Origin of the sequence: Bythopirellula goksoeyrii (genome assembly GCF_008065115.1) — a bacterium.
GTDB lineage: Bacteria > Planctomycetota > Planctomycetia > Pirellulales > Lacipirellulaceae > Bythopirellula > Bythopirellula goksoeyrii.
This window is the reverse complement of the sequence record NZ_CP042913.1, coordinates 2267360-2286392: the sequence shown is the minus strand read 5'-3', so window position 1 is coordinate 2286392 and position 19033 is coordinate 2267360. Positions and strand designations below refer to the sequence as shown.

The 19033-nt window shown below is 53.7% G+C and carries 18 protein-coding genes; 5 read left to right on the top strand and 13 right to left on the bottom strand.

Annotated elements, in window-relative coordinates; all coding sequences use genetic code 11:
- Positions 1-187 precede the first annotated feature (187 nt).
- Positions 188-1258 carry a tRNA preQ1(34) S-adenosylmethionine ribosyltransferase-isomerase QueA gene (queA, locus tag Pr1d_RS09025; RefSeq protein WP_148073224.1) on the top strand — a complete coding sequence of 357 codons (1071 nt, stop codon included), beginning with the start codon at positions 188-190 and terminating at the stop codon, positions 1256-1258.
- A gap of 74 nt (positions 1259-1332) precedes the next feature.
- Here the strand turns inward: queA and Pr1d_RS09020 are convergent, their stop codons facing one another.
- The 9 genes from Pr1d_RS09020 to Pr1d_RS08980 form a co-directional block, all read right to left on the bottom strand.
- The gene (locus tag Pr1d_RS09020; RefSeq protein ID WP_148073223.1) at positions 1333-1512 is read right to left on the bottom strand and encodes a Flp family type IVb pilin; all 180 of its coding nucleotides are present in this window, start codon (positions 1510-1512) and stop codon (positions 1333-1335) included.
- 262 nt (positions 1513-1774) lie between these two features.
- Positions 1775-2107: a HesB/IscA family protein gene (locus Pr1d_RS09015; protein ID WP_148073222.1), complete on the bottom strand. Its 333-nt coding sequence runs from the start codon at positions 2105-2107 to the stop codon at positions 1775-1777.
- Between the two features lie 105 nt (positions 2108-2212).
- Positions 2213-3418, bottom strand: a complete 1206-nt coding sequence (locus tag Pr1d_RS09010; RefSeq protein WP_148073221.1) for a cysteine desulfurase family protein — start codon at positions 3416-3418, stop codon at positions 2213-2215.
- Between the two features lie 280 nt (positions 3419-3698).
- Positions 3699-6182, bottom strand: a complete 2484-nt coding sequence (locus tag Pr1d_RS09005) for a choice-of-anchor Q domain-containing protein (RefSeq protein WP_148073220.1) — start codon at positions 6180-6182, stop codon at positions 3699-3701.
- 122 nt (positions 6183-6304) lie between these two features.
- Entirely contained in the window at positions 6305-7585 is a 1281-nt protein-coding gene (locus Pr1d_RS09000) for an FG-GAP repeat protein (protein ID WP_148073219.1), read from the bottom strand.
- Positions 7586-7831: 246 nt separating this feature from the next.
- Positions 7832-8452, bottom strand: coding sequence for a phosphoesterase (locus Pr1d_RS08995; protein ID WP_148073218.1), 621 nt, complete (start codon positions 8450-8452; stop codon positions 7832-7834).
- Positions 8453-8565: 113 nt separating this feature from the next.
- The gene (locus tag Pr1d_RS08990) at positions 8566-9057 is read right to left on the bottom strand and encodes a DinB family protein (RefSeq protein WP_148073217.1); all 492 of its coding nucleotides are present in this window, start codon (positions 9055-9057) and stop codon (positions 8566-8568) included.
- Positions 9058-9130: 73 nt separating this feature from the next.
- Positions 9131-9931, bottom strand: a complete 801-nt coding sequence (locus Pr1d_RS08985; protein WP_210417933.1) for a TrkA C-terminal domain-containing protein — start codon at positions 9929-9931, stop codon at positions 9131-9133.
- 111 nt (positions 9932-10042) lie between these two features.
- Positions 10043-12367, bottom strand: a complete 2325-nt coding sequence (locus Pr1d_RS08980) for an ATP-dependent helicase (RefSeq protein ID WP_148073216.1) — start codon at positions 12365-12367, stop codon at positions 10043-10045.
- A 253-nt stretch (positions 12368-12620) separates the two neighbouring features.
- On the opposite strand from Pr1d_RS08980, the gene Pr1d_RS08975 reads away from it, so the two are divergent.
- Complete coding sequence (locus tag Pr1d_RS08975; RefSeq protein ID WP_148073215.1) at positions 12621-12881, top strand: DNA-directed RNA polymerase subunit alpha C-terminal domain-containing protein; 261 nt, start codon at positions 12621-12623, stop codon at positions 12879-12881.
- Between the two features lie 39 nt (positions 12882-12920).
- On the opposite strand, the gene Pr1d_RS08970 is transcribed toward Pr1d_RS08975, so the two are convergent.
- The 3 genes from Pr1d_RS08970 to Pr1d_RS08960 all read right to left on the bottom strand — a co-directional run bounded on the left by Pr1d_RS08970 (position 12921) and on the right by Pr1d_RS08960 (position 14491).
- Positions 12921-13229 (bottom strand): bestrophin family protein, encoded by a 309-nt coding sequence (locus Pr1d_RS08970; RefSeq protein WP_148073214.1) that lies wholly within the window; start codon positions 13227-13229, stop codon positions 12921-12923.
- Between the two features lie 761 nt (positions 13230-13990).
- Complete coding sequence (locus Pr1d_RS08965) at positions 13991-14251, bottom strand: hypothetical protein (protein WP_148073213.1); 261 nt, start codon at positions 14249-14251, stop codon at positions 13991-13993.
- A 15-nt stretch (positions 14252-14266) separates the two neighbouring features.
- Complete coding sequence (locus Pr1d_RS08960) at positions 14267-14491, bottom strand: hypothetical protein (protein WP_148073212.1); 225 nt, start codon at positions 14489-14491, stop codon at positions 14267-14269.
- A gap of 37 nt (positions 14492-14528) precedes the next feature.
- On the opposite strand from Pr1d_RS08960, the gene Pr1d_RS08955 reads away from it, so the two are divergent.
- Positions 14529-14867: a hypothetical protein gene (locus Pr1d_RS08955; protein ID WP_148073211.1), complete on the top strand. Its 339-nt coding sequence runs from the start codon at positions 14529-14531 to the stop codon at positions 14865-14867.
- A gap of 281 nt (positions 14868-15148) precedes the next feature.
- Here the strand turns inward: Pr1d_RS08955 and Pr1d_RS08950 are convergent, their stop codons facing one another.
- Entirely contained in the window at positions 15149-16648 is a 1500-nt protein-coding gene (locus Pr1d_RS08950; RefSeq protein WP_238476664.1) for an ATP-binding protein, read from the bottom strand.
- 325 nt (positions 16649-16973) lie between these two features.
- Between Pr1d_RS08950 and Pr1d_RS08945 the strand changes: the two genes are divergently transcribed.
- Complete coding sequence (locus Pr1d_RS08945) at positions 16974-17828, top strand: formyltetrahydrofolate deformylase (protein ID WP_148073210.1); 855 nt, start codon at positions 16974-16976, stop codon at positions 17826-17828.
- A 192-nt stretch (positions 17829-18020) separates the two neighbouring features.
- Positions 18021-18845 carry a peptidylprolyl isomerase gene (locus Pr1d_RS08940; protein WP_148076318.1) on the top strand — a complete coding sequence of 275 codons (825 nt, stop codon included), beginning with the start codon at positions 18021-18023 and terminating at the stop codon, positions 18843-18845.
- Positions 18846-19033 lie beyond the last annotated feature (188 nt).

Sequence of the window (19033 nt, the reverse complement as noted above, 5' to 3'; positions counted from 1 at the left end):
ATTTTGACTCTATTCATCTAGTCGAATGCGGGTAGACTCCGATTGGGCAACATAGTGAACTAAGCGGTCGTGAGTAGAATTCCAAGATTCCTGCTTTGCCGACCTCTTCGGAATCTTGACTTGCAAATTGGCCTACCCCGCAATGGATTGGCAGATACACTTCAGTCGACACATAAACCTTTGGCCGATGACTATGGAACCTTGGATCGATTACGAACTCCCTGCCGACCTCATTGCCCAGCAGCCACTGGCGCATCGTGCCGATGCTCGGCTGATGGTTCTTGATCGAAGTACCGATTCAATCGACCACTATCATATCCGAGATCTAGCGAACCTGCTCCATTCTGGTGATCGGCTCGTGCTGAATGACACAAAAGTAATCCCTGCTCAACTGAGGGGAATCAGGGACAGTACTGGAGGCCGCTGGCAAGGGCTTTATCTTGGCGCGAACTCTAACGGCGATTGGCGAATAGTCTGCAAGACCCGAGGCCATCTGCATCCCCCTGAGCAGATCAAGCTCGTCGATCGCGATGGAAGAACGCGCGCAACACTGTGGCTGCTCGAACAAATTGAAGAGGGACAGTGGCTGGCTCGGCCGACTGAAGATCGCCCGACTTTGGAACTACTGGAAGAATTCGGCCACGTTCCGCTGCCGCCTTATATCCGCAAGGGAAATATGGTGGACTCGGACATCGCCGATTACCAGACCGTCTTTGCGCGCAATCCGGGAGCCGTAGCAGCACCGACAGCCGGGTTGCATTTTACTCCCGATCTCTTACGGGCTCTCGAACAATCAGGAGTAGAACTCTCAGCAGTGACCTTGCATGTGGGTTTGGGTACCTTTCGACCGATTACTGTCGATGACCCCTTACAGCATCCTATGCACGCTGAGTGGGGGGAACTCAATACTGTAGCAGCCCAGGAGCTAACTACCACGCGAGCTGAAGGGGGGCGAATTATCGCCGTGGGTACGACCGTCACGCGGGTACTGGAGTCGGTGGTGGCGGCTCAGAAACTCGACCGCCAAAAAACGTCATCCATTGGACCCTGGCAGGGAGAGACAGACTTATTCATCCATCCCCCTTACGAGTTCCAACTCGTGGACGCCCTACTAACCAACTTTCATTTTCCCCGCACAACGCTGCTCCTCTTGGTGCAGGCACTGGGGGGGACCGAGTTAGTCAGGCGAGCCTACGAAGAAGCCATCCGTGAGGAGTACCGGTTCTACAGCTACGGTGATGCGATGCTGATCGTGTAGTTAAGAACTGAGAGTCAAGAGACGAAAGCCAGAAGAATGGCTCTGGACTCTTGTCTTTCCGCCTTAGTCACTACTTACGAACCTAGTACTGCATTGAGTTGCGATGCGGAGTTGTCGAAGCTGGCTGCCGTTTCATTCGACAACAAGCCGATCGATGTAAGGCAGGTGGCGACAATCAGGGCGAGCATCACGGCATACTCTACTGCAGTTGGTCCATCTTCGCTCTTCAGAAATTGTTTGATGTGCTTTAACATAAGAAATCCATCCAGATAAGAGGAGTGCTCGCACCGCTTGCAGTGTGAGTGTCCATGTCCTATCTGAACCCTAGGTTACAGATGCACGCGGTGCAGGAGAAACTACCTGGAGAGGAGCGACAAAAGTGGCGGATTGCCACCGCGTGGTGGCTCTGCACGGGCTGTAACGAATGCGCATGCAAACGCTGTAGCGCAAGAACCATCGGCTTCCGCCGACGGCTATGAAAGAGGGAATTCTACAGAGTTCGTACAAGACGAACGACTACGCTTGGAACGAGCTTCCACAGCCGCAGCTCTTTACCGCATTCGGGTTATCGAACGTAAAGCCGCGCTTTTCCAAGCCTTCATAGAAATCGACCGTTGTGCCGTCCAAGTAGAGGGCAGACTTCTTGTCGACAACCACAGGGATTCCGTGGAACTCGAATTTCGAATCAGCTTTTTCATCGTAGGCACGGTCGAAACCGAGCGAATAGCTAAACCCACTACAACCACCCCCGGCGACACCTACTCGTAGCAGTGTGTCGTCTTCGAGTTTCTGGTCTTCAATAATCCGCTTGACTTCTTTGGCGGCGTTTTCGGTCAAGACAATGCTCATCTTAGGAATCCTAGCTATGGGGGAGGGAAATTTGGTCGTTTGTAGTCGCCTCTCGACTACTCCCTAAATTATAGCAAAAACTCCGCAAAGAAAAGGCGAACCCGCTCAGCCGGCCAGTTTTCGCAGTTTTTCAATGGCAGAGGTGACGGATTTTATCGCTGAATCGACTTCCGCAGGGGTATTAAATCGGCCCAGGCCAAAACGCAGGCTACTGCGGGCCAGGTCTTCGCTGAGCCCCAGGGCCAACAGCACATGGCTCGGTCCCGGCTCATGCGACGAGCAGGTCGCCCCCGAACTTACCGCCAGGTTGTCCATCTCGATCAACACGGCCTCACCATCGATATCGCCGAAAGCGACATCCAAGTTCCCCGGCAGACGCAGTCGATCCCCAGCCGGATTTCTCTCATCGAGCGTGGGACCACAGAGCTGGACACCGCTGAGGCGTTCTTGCAAACCTGCAAATAATTGGTCGCGCAAGCCGGCAAGTCGTTCTTCTTCGGTTGGCAATTCATCAATGCACAGCTCCAACGCCCTGGCCATGCCAACGATGCCCGGTACATTGAGTGTCCCGCTGCGACGGCCCCCTTGTTGACCGCCGCCAGTGATCTGAGGAGAGAATCGCACAATGGGACTACCCCGTCGGACATAGAGGGCACCAATTCCCTTCGGTCCATAAATCTTGTGTCCGGAGAAGCTCATCAGATCGACACCCAGTTCGCGCACACTAACAGGAATCTTGCCAACAGCCTGGGTTGCATCGCAGTGCAACAGAACTCCGCTGTGGCGACACACGGCCGCGATTTCCGCCAAGGGCTGGATAACACCGATCTCATTGTTAGCGAGCATCACGCTCACCAGGATTGTGTCGTCTTGAATCGCCTCGGCCACCTGTTCCGGATCGAGCCAACCGGCTCGAGTGGATCCATGTCGCTCAACTTCCAGCAGAGTTACTTCGTAGCCCTGCTGTACGAGACGTTCCAAAGGATCCAACACGGCCCGATGCTCAGTCCGCACACTCACCAAATGTTTTCCCCGCCGCTGGTTCCGCTCAGCAAGGCCACGGATGGCAAGATTGTTACTTTCAGTCGCACCGCTGGTGAAGATGATTTCTTGCGGATCAGCACCGAGTTGGGCTGCGAGCGAAGCGGTAGCAAGTTCCACTGCAGTGTGAGCTTCTGCGCCATATTCGTGCCCAACACTTCCCGGATTGCCATATACTTCAGAGAAATATGGCAGCATAGCCTCGACCACGCGCGGATCGGTCCGCGTGGTGGCGTGGTTGTCCATGTAGATGGGTGTGCTGTGTGCCATGACTCTTTTTATTGTAGCGAACCATAAAGTCGAGAGTTAAGAGATAGCGGACGTTTTAAGGCATCGCTTCTACCGGCTGCTAACGCCGACCCGCACATGTGGATTGCTATTATCAGGATTTTGTGGAGATTCGGACGGTTTCCATTCTAAGATTCAACAGTCACAACAGAATTTCCTGATGAGCTCTGCTACTGTACTATTCTTCGAAGGGGGGTGTCATGCCCAAGAAACTACTCCGACGCGGACAATTGAAGTGCCAGTCGCTGCAAGATGCTCCCGGTCAAACTTGTGCGTTAAATAACAGGTAGTCAAAGAACGGTTCGGAGCATTGGGCAGCGAGTTCGTGTGCGACATTTCTGGCTGCAGGTCGGAAAGGAGAGCGTGCAAGCGTGCGACGGTCGTACCCTTCTCCAGTAGGCACTGGTAGCATAGGTGGTGCGGTAACTTTCTCCGACTGTGTAGCCACAAAGCTGAGTTCAAGAATAGGCGTTGCCTTAAGTCCTTCTTTATCATCGCCATATGTCAACGCAATCGCAGCGTTCAAAGCCCAAGCGGGACTTTCCACGGAAAAGACATCTCGCTGCACATCTTTCATCGGACTGACGACTTCGTCGTAAGTAAGTTGCCATGTGGCCAAGTCGCTCGCGTCGACGTCGCCATCGTCGTCGCTGTCGCCATCGGCCGGCACGGCATTGGACTTTCCAAACCCGCGTTGCCAGGCGAGGAAATCGTGACCATCGACATCGCCGTCGGAATCAAAATCGGCCGACGGCGCAATCTGTGCCTCATACGCACCGATGTCGATCACAAGCGATTCCGGTGGATCGCCGTCGGCGACGCGCGCCAGACCTCGTTGATCAAAAGAGTCTGGATCAAATTGGACAGATGGATCGCCGGCATCAATCGCCGGACTGCCAGGCAACAGGGCATGGGTCTTCGTGGGTCCCCCATTGTCTGCCAAGGGACCGAGGAGTGGAGAGACGTTCAACAAATTTCCTATTCCCGAATTGCCCCCGAGGGTTGAACCAGTCGAATTTCCTATCAGACTATAATTGGCCTGGATGGAACCATTGAACTGAAACATGTCCTTTTCCACAGAGTGAGCCGTGTTGTCCGCGACAATCGAGCCTTCGAGGATTGTTGCGTGCTCTTGATTCCAGACGCCGCCCACGAGAAATGACGCTCGATTGTTGGTTATTGTGCTTTGTCTGAGCGTGAGGTTTGCATTGGAAAAGATTCCTCCTCCTGCTTCGGAAGACCCTCCGGCAAGGTTTCCGCTGACCGTCGAGTTGTCAAGGGTGAGCGGCAAATTGTGAAAGATACCACCCCCAAAACCATCGTCTCCGTAGATTGCATTGGCGTAAACTAGAGAGCGCGTAATGGTGGTTTGCGCTTCGGAAAAAATGCCTCCCCCAACACTCTGGAAACCGCGGCTTTCGTTGTGACTGATCGTGGAAGTCGCGATGTCGGCCACTCCCGTAACGAACAATCCTCCGCCCCATCCTTCAGAACCGTAAATAACGTTGCCGCTGATGTTGGAATCGACAATGGTGGCCTGATTGTCGACCCTCATCCCAGCGCCCCCGGCCTTCAAGCCGTACGTACCGTTTTCGATGACCTGAGAATCAGTCATGGAAAAATTGCCAAAGAAACGAATTCCGCCCCCCTGTGAGAGTTCTCCTTCGGTGACGTTCTGGGCAATCGTCGTCCCGGTGATATTTGCCAGGTCCGAACCAAAGATTCCTCCACCGGCGGAATGATCTCCGTGAGTCTTGTTGGCGAGAACTTGAGAATCCACGAGCGAAAGTGACCGATCGAAGAAAAGCCCTCCGCCCGTGGAGAACTCGCCGGTCGTCGAATTACCTTGGAGCAGTGATTCTACGATCAAGGAGCTCATCGTCGAATAAATCCCGCCTCCTTCGGAGGATTCGCCGTAAGTGTGGTTATCCCTGATTTCAGATAGCGCGACCGATGTATTTGGTGCGAACACTCCCCCGCCACGCGAGTTGTGGCCATGGGTCGTATTGCCACTCACCAAGGCATCTTCTAACCTGGTAGATAAGCGACTATAGACGCCACCGCCGCCCGAACGCGGTCCTTCAGTCTTGTTAGTGGAGATTGTAGAATCGTTAATTTGCACTTCGTCAAACCATGCCGAGATACCGCCACCAGGTGAATCCGCGCCCCTGGTAAAACTATTGCCGATCACAGAGTTAGTCACCGTCGCACTCCGCTTACTATATACGGCACCTCCCGGCGAGTCGTCTCCCTCGGTGCCGCTACTGAAAATTTCCATTCGGTTGAGCGTGAGTACGCCAAACGTTTCTGAGTAGATTGCACCTCCCGGTTGATCAGCACCGGTTGTAAGCCCATTGACCAGACGAAGTCCTGCGACGGAGTTGTTGCCTGTGGGTGTTTGAAGGTGAAAGATTCGCGAATTCTCTTGGGCGTCGATCGTCAAGGTATCTGCGCCAGGACCCTCGATCGAGACAAAGTCGGTAATGAGAAACTCACCGGAAGTGAGAGAGATTGTCCCCGATACCGCGCTCAAGTCTATGGAATCGAACCCAGGATTTTGGTTAGCATCGTCGATCGCTTGGCGCAAACTGCCTAATCCCGCATCGTTGAGATTCGCGACGGCGAAAGTTGCGAGTAGTCGGCGGGATTCCAGGGGTTCAATGCGAAGCGAGCGAGTAAGCCCTCGACCGGTGGAATGGCTTTGACCGATCCACGATCTTGGTTTGAAGGACTTGAACGCTGACATCAGATACCGCATTGATGATCCACCATTGTAGAATGCCCAGCGCGAGTGATTTCTATTCTAATGAGGGTCATAATGCTTGTATACGCAGATCATGGTCACAGCGAGAGCCTTCGATCAAGGTATCAAAATTGTTCAATTCTTATCCTGGGATTCTTTGCCTTACCGATTTTTCTCAACGATCGGCTTGCTAGAAGAGAGATTCCAAGGACAGATAATGCCATGCTCGAAGGCTCCGGAATTGTGAATCTATAAACTGCGCCAGCCTGATCACCTGCTTCATCGTCAAGACGAGCTCCCACCACAAGCGTGGAACCGTCGAGGTCAAGTGAGACTCCAAATTGGTCGTATAAGGAGCTAAATGGCTGACCAGTGCTGACCCATCCCAGCTCATTCCACCCGGCCGACTGTCTTCGGAAGACGTAGACACGTCCTTCTGCATGACCAGTCGCCAAGACGGCTGCGAAGTTTCTTGAAACTGCTACTCGAGATCCGAAGCCATCTCCTGCGAAACTATCTGAGGATGTGAGACGTAGTGTCTCTATCCAATCTGTACCGGACCGCTCATAAACAGAGACGACCCCTGGCTGGGGGCCATCTTTGCTGGGTCCGCCAAGAACTCTGCTCACCATTAATGTATCCCCCTCCAGGTCAATATCCGTGCCAAAACCGCCACGAAAAAGAGGATCAGAGGGGACGAGCCGGTCGGTTGCCTGCCAAGTATCGCTAATTGCTTGGTAAGCGTACACCGCACCACTGTTTGTCGAACCGGCGTCTTCCGTTGGAGAAGCGATTACAGCGGTGCCATTCTGTAAAACAGCTCCACCGCCAAAGCCTTCATTGCCACCCACCAGAGTAGCTATTGGCTTCCACTGATTGGCTAACGTCTCAGTAAATTCGTGGACGACCATCGTCCCGGTGCCAGGGGCTCCATGCCCCACTGCCACGTTGCCATCGATCGCAACGAGTCCACCACCCCAACTGAGTTGCCCAGTAGGTTGATTCTCCCAGCCTGATGAACCCTCAGTGAAGACATATGCGGCGTCTCTCCCTGCGACGATGGCCCGAGAGGGAGTAGAAGTATTGCCATAGCTGATGGCCACGCCGATTCCGAAGTCCGCCGTGAAGCTGGGGGCAATAAGTGTTGCCTGAAAATTCGCTCCAGCAGGAGACAGGTGGAACACGTCGGCACTCCCTCCGTAAATACCGAGTCGCTTTTCGGAAACGATAAGTTGCTGCCCCTGCAAGGCGACCTCGCCCCCGAAAAGCCCGCTCCCTACCGGCGAAGGTGGCAGGATCTTCTCCATTGGAAACGATAGTTGACTAGCCAAGCACTTCGGTGAAAAGACACATGGTTCGACTCCAACTAGCAGGAGGGCGAACCAACAGATGATGAGTCTTCGCATTAGCCACTCGTTCCAACAGTTGAGGTGGGGCAAGATAACCAAGCCTGGGTTTTCCAAGGCGTATAGCCTGGAAACTACTCCCGATCTGGCGAGTCATTCATTATAACTGGTGAGAACGGAATACAAAACGACTGTGTCCTCTGGTCCTGGAAGTAACTGGCAATAAAAACCAGAAGGCATGGGGTGCAAGCGATGGGTATACCCCGATCACTTAGGTCGTGTTGCTCCTTGCGGAACGACAAGTACTCAACCAAACAATGCCCGCACCACGATTTGCGACCATGATTCGAATTCGTCCAGTTCGTTGAGCAATTCGGCGATGGGCCGGAATCCGGCGTTGAGAATCTCTGTCTCGCGGGGTTGGACGAGTGGCTCGGCCAAGTCGAACAGATGTACGACCCCGAGATGTACTTCGCCGACGGGGGTTTCGTCGTCGTTGATCAGGCCGACGCATTCTTCGGTGTAAGCGGTTTCGAGGGCGACTTCCTCGGCTAGTTCGCGTTGCATGCCGACACGGTAGACGTCGGCGATGCTGCCGGCATCGGCATCGTCGGTCGAGATATGTCCGCCAATGCCCACGCTTCGTTTGGCGTGAAGCCGTTTCTCGCCCTGCCCTCCCCCGCGGGTGTATTGGAACAAACAGGGCACTCCATCATCATCGGTGTAACGAAAGACCATGTAGGGGATCAGTTGCTTGAAACTGGGGTCCTGTTCCATCTCACTGCGGGGCCGATAGCTCAAGTTCTGACTCTCGAGAAGCGCTGGCAAATAGGTATTCAGATCTGGAGAGAACCCCTGAAAATGTCCCAGCTCATGAAATTCGCTAGTAGGCAGGACAAGAACTCGTTCCTCGGCAACGGTCGGCATGGTGAATCCCTTCGGGTTTGATGAATCCGGACATGAGTTAGCTTTGAAAACGAGTGTATGAGATGTAATAGAAAAAATGTAGGGGCCCGCTTGGGAAAAGTTCAATCGCTCTACTAAAAGAGCGGTGGATGGCCCATCTGGCGCCGCCAATTTGAGAGATGCCCCAAGTGAGATGCCTCGTGCGTGCTCATCAGATGGGCGATTAAATCGCCGGTCGTTGGCAGCATTTTTTTGAGAAACTCAAAGGGAAGCGGGTTGGGACGCTCCAACATGTCGGTGGGGACCTCGGTGCTGAGTGCAGTCACGGCGGCATGTCCGGCTGAATAGGCGTGCCAAAGTTCGTCTTTCGTGGGGTACGGAAACTCCTTCGAAAGTGGCAGCGATTGGGGACCAAATTCTTTGTGCCATTTTTCTGGAAGTTGCTTCATCCCTCCCATCAGTTCAAGAGCGAAGTCGGTACAGATGGCCAGATGTCCCAGAAGCCACGCCGGTGGATTAATTCCTGGCGACGGCTGGGCGCGCATCTCTGCCTCAGGAATGTCCTTAAGCAGGGCTTCGCAGTAGCCAAGATTGAAGGCATAGACTTGTCGGAAATAATCGTTCATTTTGTTTCCAGTTGGGTTTCAGTTGACACTTCGTTTCGAATGATTCTGATTCCAGCGACCCGTAGAGTCGAGGCTATTCGTTTTGTAGACTTTCTTCTTTTTCGCGCCACTCGGCATCTTCCTGTTCTAATTCTTCCTGCTCTTCGACAGCTTCGCGGTGTTCGCGGTCGCCCCGGCCCCCTGCTCTGCGGCGATCAAGTTGTTCAATGTCCTCGATATTGCCGTAAACGATCAAGGTGTCACCGACTTGGATGCTGTCATCGCCTCGTGGCGTACCATGAAATTTTCCTTCGGGAGACCGAATTCCCAGAATGAGGATTCCCTCGTCCGACAGACGCAGTTCCATCAGCGGCTTATTGGCTAGCCAGTCTTGCGGCTCGACGATCATTTCGCTCACCGCGTAGCCACCCGAAAGCTCCAAGAGGGCCACGTAGTCGCGGACATCGAGATCGGTAAACGTCTTTAACGCCCAGGCAATGATGCGGTTCATATGTCGCTCGACCCAGCGACTGGAGAAGAAAAACCAAAGTAAAATCAACCCTCCAGTTAAGGCTGCCAGAGCAAGCAGCTGTTGATGCCAACTTGTACCAATGGCTCCACCAACAGATACCATGATCGTGGCAATGACCGTCGCCACGCCGATGTTACCCAACAGCATGAGCAACATGATTATTTGACGGCGAACAGGATGATTGACGGTATTCTCCGCCTCGACGGTAGTATATCCCACTCCGGTGAATGCAGACCGAGCTTGGAACTTAGCCGCTTCCCGCGACAGGCCTGTAAACATGAGCGCTAGGGCGGCGACACGCGTAACCATCAGCGACAAGGTCAGGGCAACGAGAACAGAGAATACACCAACTAACTGGGTCAAATGATTGCTCCTATGAGGGCAGAGAACTTTGCTCAGAGGATGAGTATAACGTGGTAATCCACATCGCGTCATTCCCACACAAACGGGCATCAAAGAGGAGTGCAATAAATACTACTTCCCTGCTGGCCTCAGCGGGCTGTGAGCAAGGATGTAGCGTTTCTCGCCGACCGTCACGAAACGGACTGTCGCTCGGCGGTTCTTGCCGGAGCCAGAAAGTGCGACGATCTTGCCGACGCCATGATCTGGATGGACCACAGTCATCCCCTGGAAAAACGCGTCGGGCGAAACCCGCGACTCAGAGGCTTGTACCTCTCCAGCCAGTGCTGCCGCGGTCGTAATTTGCCCAGCCACCATCGGCCAGTTCGGTGATTTTTGAGTTAACTCTTTTTGTGCTGGTTTGGCTGCCGCGCCGAAATCGAAGGAAACATCGTCGGTGTCTTCTGATTGGTCGACGTCTAAATAATCATGCTCCTCGTCGAGCCAGGATTCGTCGTTCCAATCCTCCATCTGGTCCACAGAAGTCTCCAGATGCAAGGCTTCGCGAGGTATCTCCATCAAAAACGAACTGGGGACCGTGTGACGACGCTGGCCACGAAAGTCTCGCTCGACGGCAAAGCTGAGTTGGAGTTCGTCTTCGGCTCGCGTAATACCCACAAATGCAAGTCGGCGTTCCTCCTCCATCTGGGCTTCGTCGCTGGTACTGCGTTCATGCGGCAACAGGCCATGTTCGACCGCCACGATAAACACCACTGGAAACTCCAAACCCTTGGCCGCGTGGAGCGTCATCAGGGTGACCTTGTCCGTTTCGCTCTCCCAGTCGTCGGTCTCGTTCACGAGCCAGGCATTTTCTAGATAAGTCTCTAACTGCCCACCACCGGGATTTTTTTCGTCAAATTGGCGGGCATCGGTCAAGAGTTCCTCGATGTTCGCCAGGCGATTGAGGTCCTCCTCACTGTCGCTTTCGCTCAAAGACCCCCGATAGCCTGATTCTTCCAGCACCGTGCCGAGGATCTCCTCCACGTCACTATCGGCTAAACCACAGAGGCGTTCCATCAGCGCCACATAAACGGCAACCTTCTTCGCAGAACGGGCGGCAAGATCTGGAATTGTGGCAGCCTCGCGGGCCGCGTCCAGCAGCGATATCCCTTGGCGGTAGGCATGGTCGCTCAAGAGATCGACCGTCTTGCGGCCAATGCCGCGGGTCGGGGTGTTGATCGTGCGCAGCACAGCCTGGTCGTCGCGAGGATTGTTGATGAGCTGGCAGTAAGCCAGCACGTCTTTGATTTCTTTGCGCCCGTAGAACTCTTGGCCACGGATGATCTGGTAGGGAACGCCCGCCTCGCGTAATCCCCGCTCCAAGGCACGCGATAAGGCATTCACTCGGTAGAGGATAGCGAAGTCGCAAGCGCGACGCTGACCTGATTCAATCGCTTCGGCAATTCGCTTGGCGATGCCAGCGGCTTCGGCGTCCTGGCTTGCGTATTCCACCAGGCGAACGGAAGTGCCTTCGTCGTTGTCGGTGAAGAGCGACTTCTGTTTGCGACGCAGATTGTGGCGAATTAGGTCATCGGCTACGCGCAGAATCCGCTTCGTGCTGCGGTAGTTTTGTTCTAGCCGGACGACTTTTACTTGGGGAAAGTCCGTCTCAAATTGCAGGATGTTCTTGATGTCGGCTCCACGCCACCCATAGATTGATTGGTCGGGGTCGCCTGTCACTGCCAGATTGGGGTAGTCGACCGAGAGGGCACGGAGCATGACGTATTGCACATGGTTGGTGTCCTGATACTCGTCCACCAGCAGATAACGAAATCGCTCATCCAGCTCAGCGCGGACCTCGGGACTTTGAAATAACAGCTGAGCGACGTGGAGCAGCAGGTCGTCGAAGTCGACTGCGGACGAAGCGATTAGTCTCTTTTGGTAGGCGGGGTAGACCTCGGCAACAATTTGGCTCAGTGGGCTCCCAGGGCGCGGTTCGAATTTGTCGGCCGTGATTAGCTTGTTCTTTGCGTCGCTGATAGCATGAGCGATCCGCTCCGGGGTATAGTGGAGCGTATTGATCTTGGCCACATCGATGACCCTGGCAAGGGTTTGCTTGGCGTCAGTGGTGTCGTAGATCGTGAAATTTGGGGTCAGACCGACTAGGTCTGAGTAGTGCCTGAGCAGCCGAGCCCCAAAGCGATGGAAGGTGCTGACCCAAACGCGCTGGCCGGGTGCCAGTTCCTCGACCCGCTGATGCATCTCATCGGCTGCCTTGTTGGTAAACGTGAGAGCCAGCATCTGAGAGGCGGGGATCCCCTCCCGTAGCAGGTGGGCAATGCGATGGGTCACGACCCGGGTCTTGCCACTGCCAGGCCCAGCGAGTACGAGCATCGGTCCGTCGACATGCCTCACGGCGTCGCATTGGGCAGGATTCAGTGCTTCGAAGAGTGGGTCCACATGTTACCTTTCGCCGGAAACGAATTTGCTAGCCGTCGGCGAAAGCCAGCAATCATTCCATCCTATGCCGCGCGGCTCGTGTGCGCCAATGACAGCATCTGAATGTGAAGTCGAGAATTTTTCCCCTCAAGCGAATTTTTTCTGGTATTGAGTAGCTACTTGTTGCTATACTTCCGGCCATAAGGAGTATCCGGTTGCCCGGAGATGTGGCAACCTTTCACTAGACATCACACCCCCAGGGAGGGACCCCTCGATGACCCGCATTCCACTGAATCAAGCTGAACTTGCCAACCAGGGCATGAAGGATCGCCTTGAGATGAGCACCGCCGAAATCGGCCTTGCCGTCCGCACGACCAACTGCCTCGAAGAAAAAGGAGTCTTCACGGTCGACGACTTGCTGCACTGCACCCGCGAAGACTTGCTAAGCATCTCCAACTTTGGCGAGAAGACACTCGACGAGGTTTACAACGCGCTAGCCCAGATTGGGTTTCATCGGCCGCAAATGCCGCGCTAGGCTTTGCAAGCCAAGGTCAGGTGCTTGCGTTTCTAATACTTAGGTAGCGCTGCCGAGAGTTTCTTCGACGAAAGCCGCGATTGTGTCGCAGATTCTATCTAGTGGCAGATCATCGGCTTCTTTGCCGAATGGCTCTTCGATGACCTCGGCGGTGACTTCCATGGGGAGCAGGAAACCAATTGCCAGGAGTAGGATTGGCAGGGCAGAGATCCCATGGTCGAGAGTCACCGTCCAGGGTGAGAATAGAACAAAGGCCACCGTGCTCCAGCGCAGTAGAGATCGATAGGAAGAAGCAAGAGGCGTGGACTTGATCACCGCAGACTTCCAATTATTCACGTGCATGGACATCCAGTATCCACACGGTATCTTTCAGCGCACCCGCGCGATTCCAAAGGTTGAGCAAATTATGGAATTATGGATCTGACCAGCTAGGTATCCAGGCAAAATGCGAGCCTGGAAGCTGTTCTCCATCATACCCGGGCAGCGGCTCGATGTACGCCTCTTCGCGAAAATGTTGTCGCAACGCATGGGGGTAGGCAACAACCAGCAAATCAGCAGATGTCGAACATTCAGGGCAGGTAATAAACTATTGTTACCATTCACGTAGATTTCGTATTCCTGCCACATGCCCTCAGCTACTCGAATGTCTTCTGCTGGCAGTCAATAAAATCGTTTGAACGAACCAGGGACCAATTTCGTAGAGAAATTGCATCATTCGCGATTTGCAGGGTGAACTTTTTCGACATAGAGTTGCATCTTCTCAACACTCATCAATTATTACTGCCTGTGAGCTAACTATGGGTTAGAGTTGTTTAACTATTTTGAAAGTCAGCAAGTGTGATAGCACCACTGGCAACCAAAAAAGCTACTCCTCCGGCCAACTTATCCCAGGTCGCAAAGTCACGCTAACTTAAATTCCTCGCCAAATTGAGGAACAAAGGTAAAAAATCCTTGCCAACCAAGGGTCCTGGAGTTTAAACCATTAGATAGGGGCCAATGATCCCCCATACCTCTTTTTGTGAGATTAAGATGAAACGCTATTTGAAGCCCGCGGCTATTTGTTTGTGTCTCATGGCACTGACTCTTCTGGAGAAGAGTACAGTCAAAGCTCAATGCAGCACATGCCCAACCCCTGTGGTGGCTTTTTCACCAGTGGTACAGCCAACCGTAGTGACTTTTACGCCTGACAACAGATGGTATCCAGGCAGGATGCTTGATAATTGGCGAATGCGACGTTGGGGGTTTTCTGCTCCCACGACTGTGACGACCGCTTTTGCCCCAACCACGGTTGGGTTTGCGCCAACTGCGTCCACGGCTATCCCCATGACGGTAGGATTTGCACCTGTCCAGACGGCGGGATTCGCTCCCACAGTAACCTCTGTGAATCACGTGACGGCATTTGCTCCCCTTGGCCAACGCCAGGTACTGATGCGTCCGGTGATTGTGGGGAGTCCGGTAGTTACTAGCAGTTGTTCAGCCTGTAGCGCCCCTGCCCCTTGCTCTGCTTGTTCGAGTTGTGCCCCTTGTTCTTCATGTGCGTCGAGCGTCTCACAAGCAACTTTTGCTGAGCCTGCCTGCTCAAGCTGTTCTGGAAGTGGTAGCTCGATCACTTACTCCACACCGAGCAGTTCATCGAGTTCCTCGCAGATGTCTGCCCCAGCTCTGACCCCTCAGGAGGCCGCTCCGCTGCGTTCGGACTATCCTCCTGCAAGTGATCCTGCAAGTGATGACGTTGTTCCTCAGAACGATCCAGGGCCATCAGAATCGAGTACGTACTTCGAAGCTCCAAAGCTGTTTAATCCTCAAGATCGAACAGCCCAGAATAATTCGAATCGAGCCAAACCCATCAATCGCTCGCCGAGCGTTGATGTCTGGACGGCCGTCTATAGCAAGCCTGTGACGACAGACAATATCAGTACCACAACGACCAAGCGTAGCCAAGCAGAAATCGACGCTGCTGGTTGGCACTCGGTCCCTGCCAAATAGTGGCAGATGAGTCCTTGGTAGCCGTCGCCGGCAGGCGATGGTTGATCCGAGGCTTATGACCCTCGCCTTCCGGCGACGGCTATTATTGAGAGTGAAAGACCCTCGCCAGTTAATCGACTGGCGAGGGTTTTCTTGCGTCTCGTCATCCCGACGGGAGTTCCGCGACCAGAGGGATCTGGATAGCAACACCATCACATATAGAGTACCTGTGATGGGTCAACCTGGATTCCTCAGTCGCCAAGGCTCCTTCGGAATGACAGGCGCACTAAGCTGAGCGTCACCTACATGACGGCGAAGTAGTTTTCGACGGCGTAGTCGAAATACTCGCGGCACATGGTGGGCATGGTATCCAGATAGTTGCAGTAATTGCGGATCTGCAAAAGTAGGTCGCGAGGCTGGCAACAGCGGAACGGCCGATTGATGGGATGGTAGTGCGTAGCGATCAAGTAGTCCACCGAGTCCTGGTTGTATTCCATTCCCAGAATCGGTGCCATGATCTTGAACAGCTGGCGGAATTCCTCTTCGCTTGGATCTGGCACTTCGATTTTGTACGGAATACGGCGAAGGAAGGCGTCATCGACTAGGTCTTTTGGCTCGAGGTTCGTCGAGAAAATAATCAACTGATCGAAGGGAACTTGAATCTTCTTGCCATTCACAAGTCGCAGGAAGTCGTACCGCTTTTCCAGTGGCACGATCCAGCGATTCAAAAGCACGTCGGTCGTCATTCTTTGACGTCCGAAGTCGTCGATGACCAATGTGCCACAATTGCTTTTGAGTTGTAGTGGTGCTTCACTGACATTGTTGCCGGTTCCAGGACTGACTTCCAGTGCATCCATAGTCAATTCGCCACCGACGACGATCGTTGGCCGACGGATGCGAACCCAACGTTTATCGATCTCCCGGGCGTGCAAGGGGCCCGCAGCCATTTCTAACGGTATCTCTTCGTGAAGCGCTGGATCGAAAACCCGCATGACTTCGCCATCGATGCCAATCGCGCGCGGAATCCAGACAGTGTCACCGAAGGCCTTTGTGACCCGCTCAGCAATACTTGTTTTTCCGTTGCCTGGAAATCCAAACAGGAACAAGCCACGTCCGGAGTTCACCGCAGGTCCCAAGCGTCTGAGCATGTTCTGATTCACAAGCAAATCGGAGAAGGCACGTTCCAGATCCCCTCTGGTTGGGTGAACTTTGGTGAGTGTCTGCTCGGCGACACTTTCGATGTAGTGTTCGAGGGGAACAGGCGCGGCGCCGAAATAGCTACAATACTCGGTCAGCTTTTTCGCCTGCTCCCGGCCCATTTCGGTAAGCTGATAAACATAATCGTTCATCGGAGCCGATCCGCGGTAAGCGACCAACTGAGCTTGCTTCAACGTCGCCAGGACAGGTTCGATCAAACGGAAGGGAACCGTGTGGTGTTCGGCGAGTTCGTGACCTGAGCAGTCCCCACATGCCCCCAGGCATTTAATGGCCAAGTGTTCGAGTTGGCCTTCGCTGATCCCTGCTTGAGCTAGTGTTTTGGGCTCCGGAGGACACCACTCTTTGCGCTCTCTGCCTGCATCTTCGAAATTGTGGACCGGAGGAACAACGATGGGGCGTGGTCTCTCTGGAGCGACCTGAGATTGCTCAGTTACAGCTCGTTGTTCAGGTTGCGCTTCAACCGCTTCCTCGCCACTCGCAAGCCGGTTGATGCGATCCAGCAGTGCTTCGAGATTGTTGCTGGAAGGGTCTGAGTGCGACTCATCGGAGGAAGCCATATCGAGAGTTTCTGCGGGAGTGTTCATGTGCAATTGTGGGGTAGGTGGGAACGGCGGGGTACTGCTAGTACTGACAGTGGACAACGGGGGCGATGTCCGCAGTAGCGGTAGGGAAAAAACCCATGAAAGGTTAGGTCTTAGAATGAGGGATCGCAAATTATTTGGATGAGGATTGTCCAAGTTGTAGCGGTTAAACTAGCAGTCACATTCCCTGTGATGTAGCTTGATTCCAAACTGCACACAGAGGGTGCCTCCTACTTTGTGTTTCCCCGCTGACATGCCAACGACGATGAATTATGCTGAGTTAACCCCGTCTCAATAAACTAGTGATATCAATTAGTGACGCTTTCCTATGCAATACATCATCACCGCCGTTGGGCCAGATCATCGTGGCTTGGCCGACCCCATCGTCCACTGCGTGACGGAATTGGGAGCAAACATCTCGGAAATCCAGATGTTCGATCACGACGAAGAATCGCTCTTCTCGATGCTCACGCGGGTTGAATTGGCCCCTGGACGAGCGGACGAACTCCACGCGGCGGCAGCAGATATTAGTGACCGTACCGGTCTTTCTATTCGTACCTGGTCGCCGGATATTGTCGGTCGTAAGCCTCGGCTAGCAATCTGCGCAACCTATCGCACCGAAACGCCTCGGGCAGTATTGACAGCAATTCATAACGGGCTAATTAATGCCGAAGCGGCGGTGATGATTAGCAATCGTCAGGCCTGTCGGTCCTTGGCAGAAGAGTTTGACGTGCCATGGTTCACCATCGGAGACGACCAGGGCAATGCCGACGACGAGCGTCTGGTCTCAATCTGCGACGAGCAGAACATCGACTACGTGGTGCTAGCTAGGTATATGCGGATTTTGCCACCTGCCAGCGTATGGAAGTATGCCGGCGGGCGGATTATCAATTTGCACCATGGCTTGCTTCCGAGCTTTCCAGGAATGCGACCTTATCACGATGCCTACGCCGTGCGGATGCTCACCTACGGGGCGACATGCCACTTCATCATTCCGGAACTGGATGCGGGGAATCAGATTATCAACCAATCGACTTTCAGTGTGTCGCCTGGGACGTCGATTGACGAAATTGTCCGCCGCGGCCAGGAAGAAAATGAACCGGCGTGTCTCGTGGAAGGTGTCAGACGGGTGGTCGCCGGAGAGGTGCGACTGCATTTCAATCGGATTGTAGCGAATTCATGAATAAGGAGAGCTGGGCCGGCCCCGACCAATTTGGATATTTCTGTTTGTGCCAGATGTCGGAAAAGACCGGGGCCGGGGACGGCCCGGCTCATTCAGAAGCGGCAATTTTCTTGACGTTTTCTGTAGTCGTGAATAGGGTGGAGGTATCGGAACAATCGAGAGACCTCTTTCCTCACCCTGGTGAAACCCCCCATGATTCGACACCTAGCTTGGGCTCTTGCCCTCGGTCTATTTGCCACCACAAATCTTTCGGCCCAGACGATTCGTTTTGATACGAACGTTGGTACGTTTGATATGAGACTCAACCCAACGGGAAATCCGTTCCTGCAAGGGAACGTGGACAACATCCTTGCTTACGTAAATGCGGGACGTTATGACACGACCGTGATCAACCGTGCTGCAACCAATTTTGTATTGCAAATGGGTGGCTTTCAGGCAAATACTTTGTCGCTTCCGGAAAGTTTCAATGAGTTCCCCTCGGTGCCAACCTTTGATCCGGTAATCGTAGACGAAGATGGCGATGGCCAGGTCGATTTTGATCTCGGAGGTCTCTCCAACACGCGAGGAACCGTTTCTCTGGCATTGAGTGGTAATCCCACGAATCCTAATTCGGGGACGAGCAGCTTTTTCATTAATCTCAATGATACCAACGACTTCCTGGATGACTCAGGATTCGTCCCTTTTGCTGAAATTGTGAATATGGAAACCGTCAATCTAATCATGGCGCTTCCTCAGCAGAACCTCGATCCAAGTGGCGGCAATCTCGGGGCTATCAATATTCCTGTGCTGCAAGATAACCATCTGGTAATCATCGAACGGGCATTTGTTGTCCCGACTCCGGAGGCGATTATTGCTTCTAGTTCACCAGCTGCGAATTCCTCAGCGGCAAGTTCGAGTAGTGGTGGCCCGGCGGCTTCGACTGCTACAGACCTCGCAGTGCCAGAACCTAACACTTTACTGCTAGCAGCGGGCGCAATGATGATGCTAGCGCTGCGAAATCGCAAGCGCACCGCTTAAATCGGCTCTCGATTTCACCGTTGAACGCCCAGGGATTGCAATCCCTGGGCGTTTTTCATGCGCCGGGAAAAATTTCTGGGAGCGGCAATAACTGCTATTGCGGCGCTAAGGGCCACTTTCTACGATTCCACCCGCCTCGAATCGTCCGAGGCGTGAATCTCTTCTACTACCAACTTATCTTCGCATGA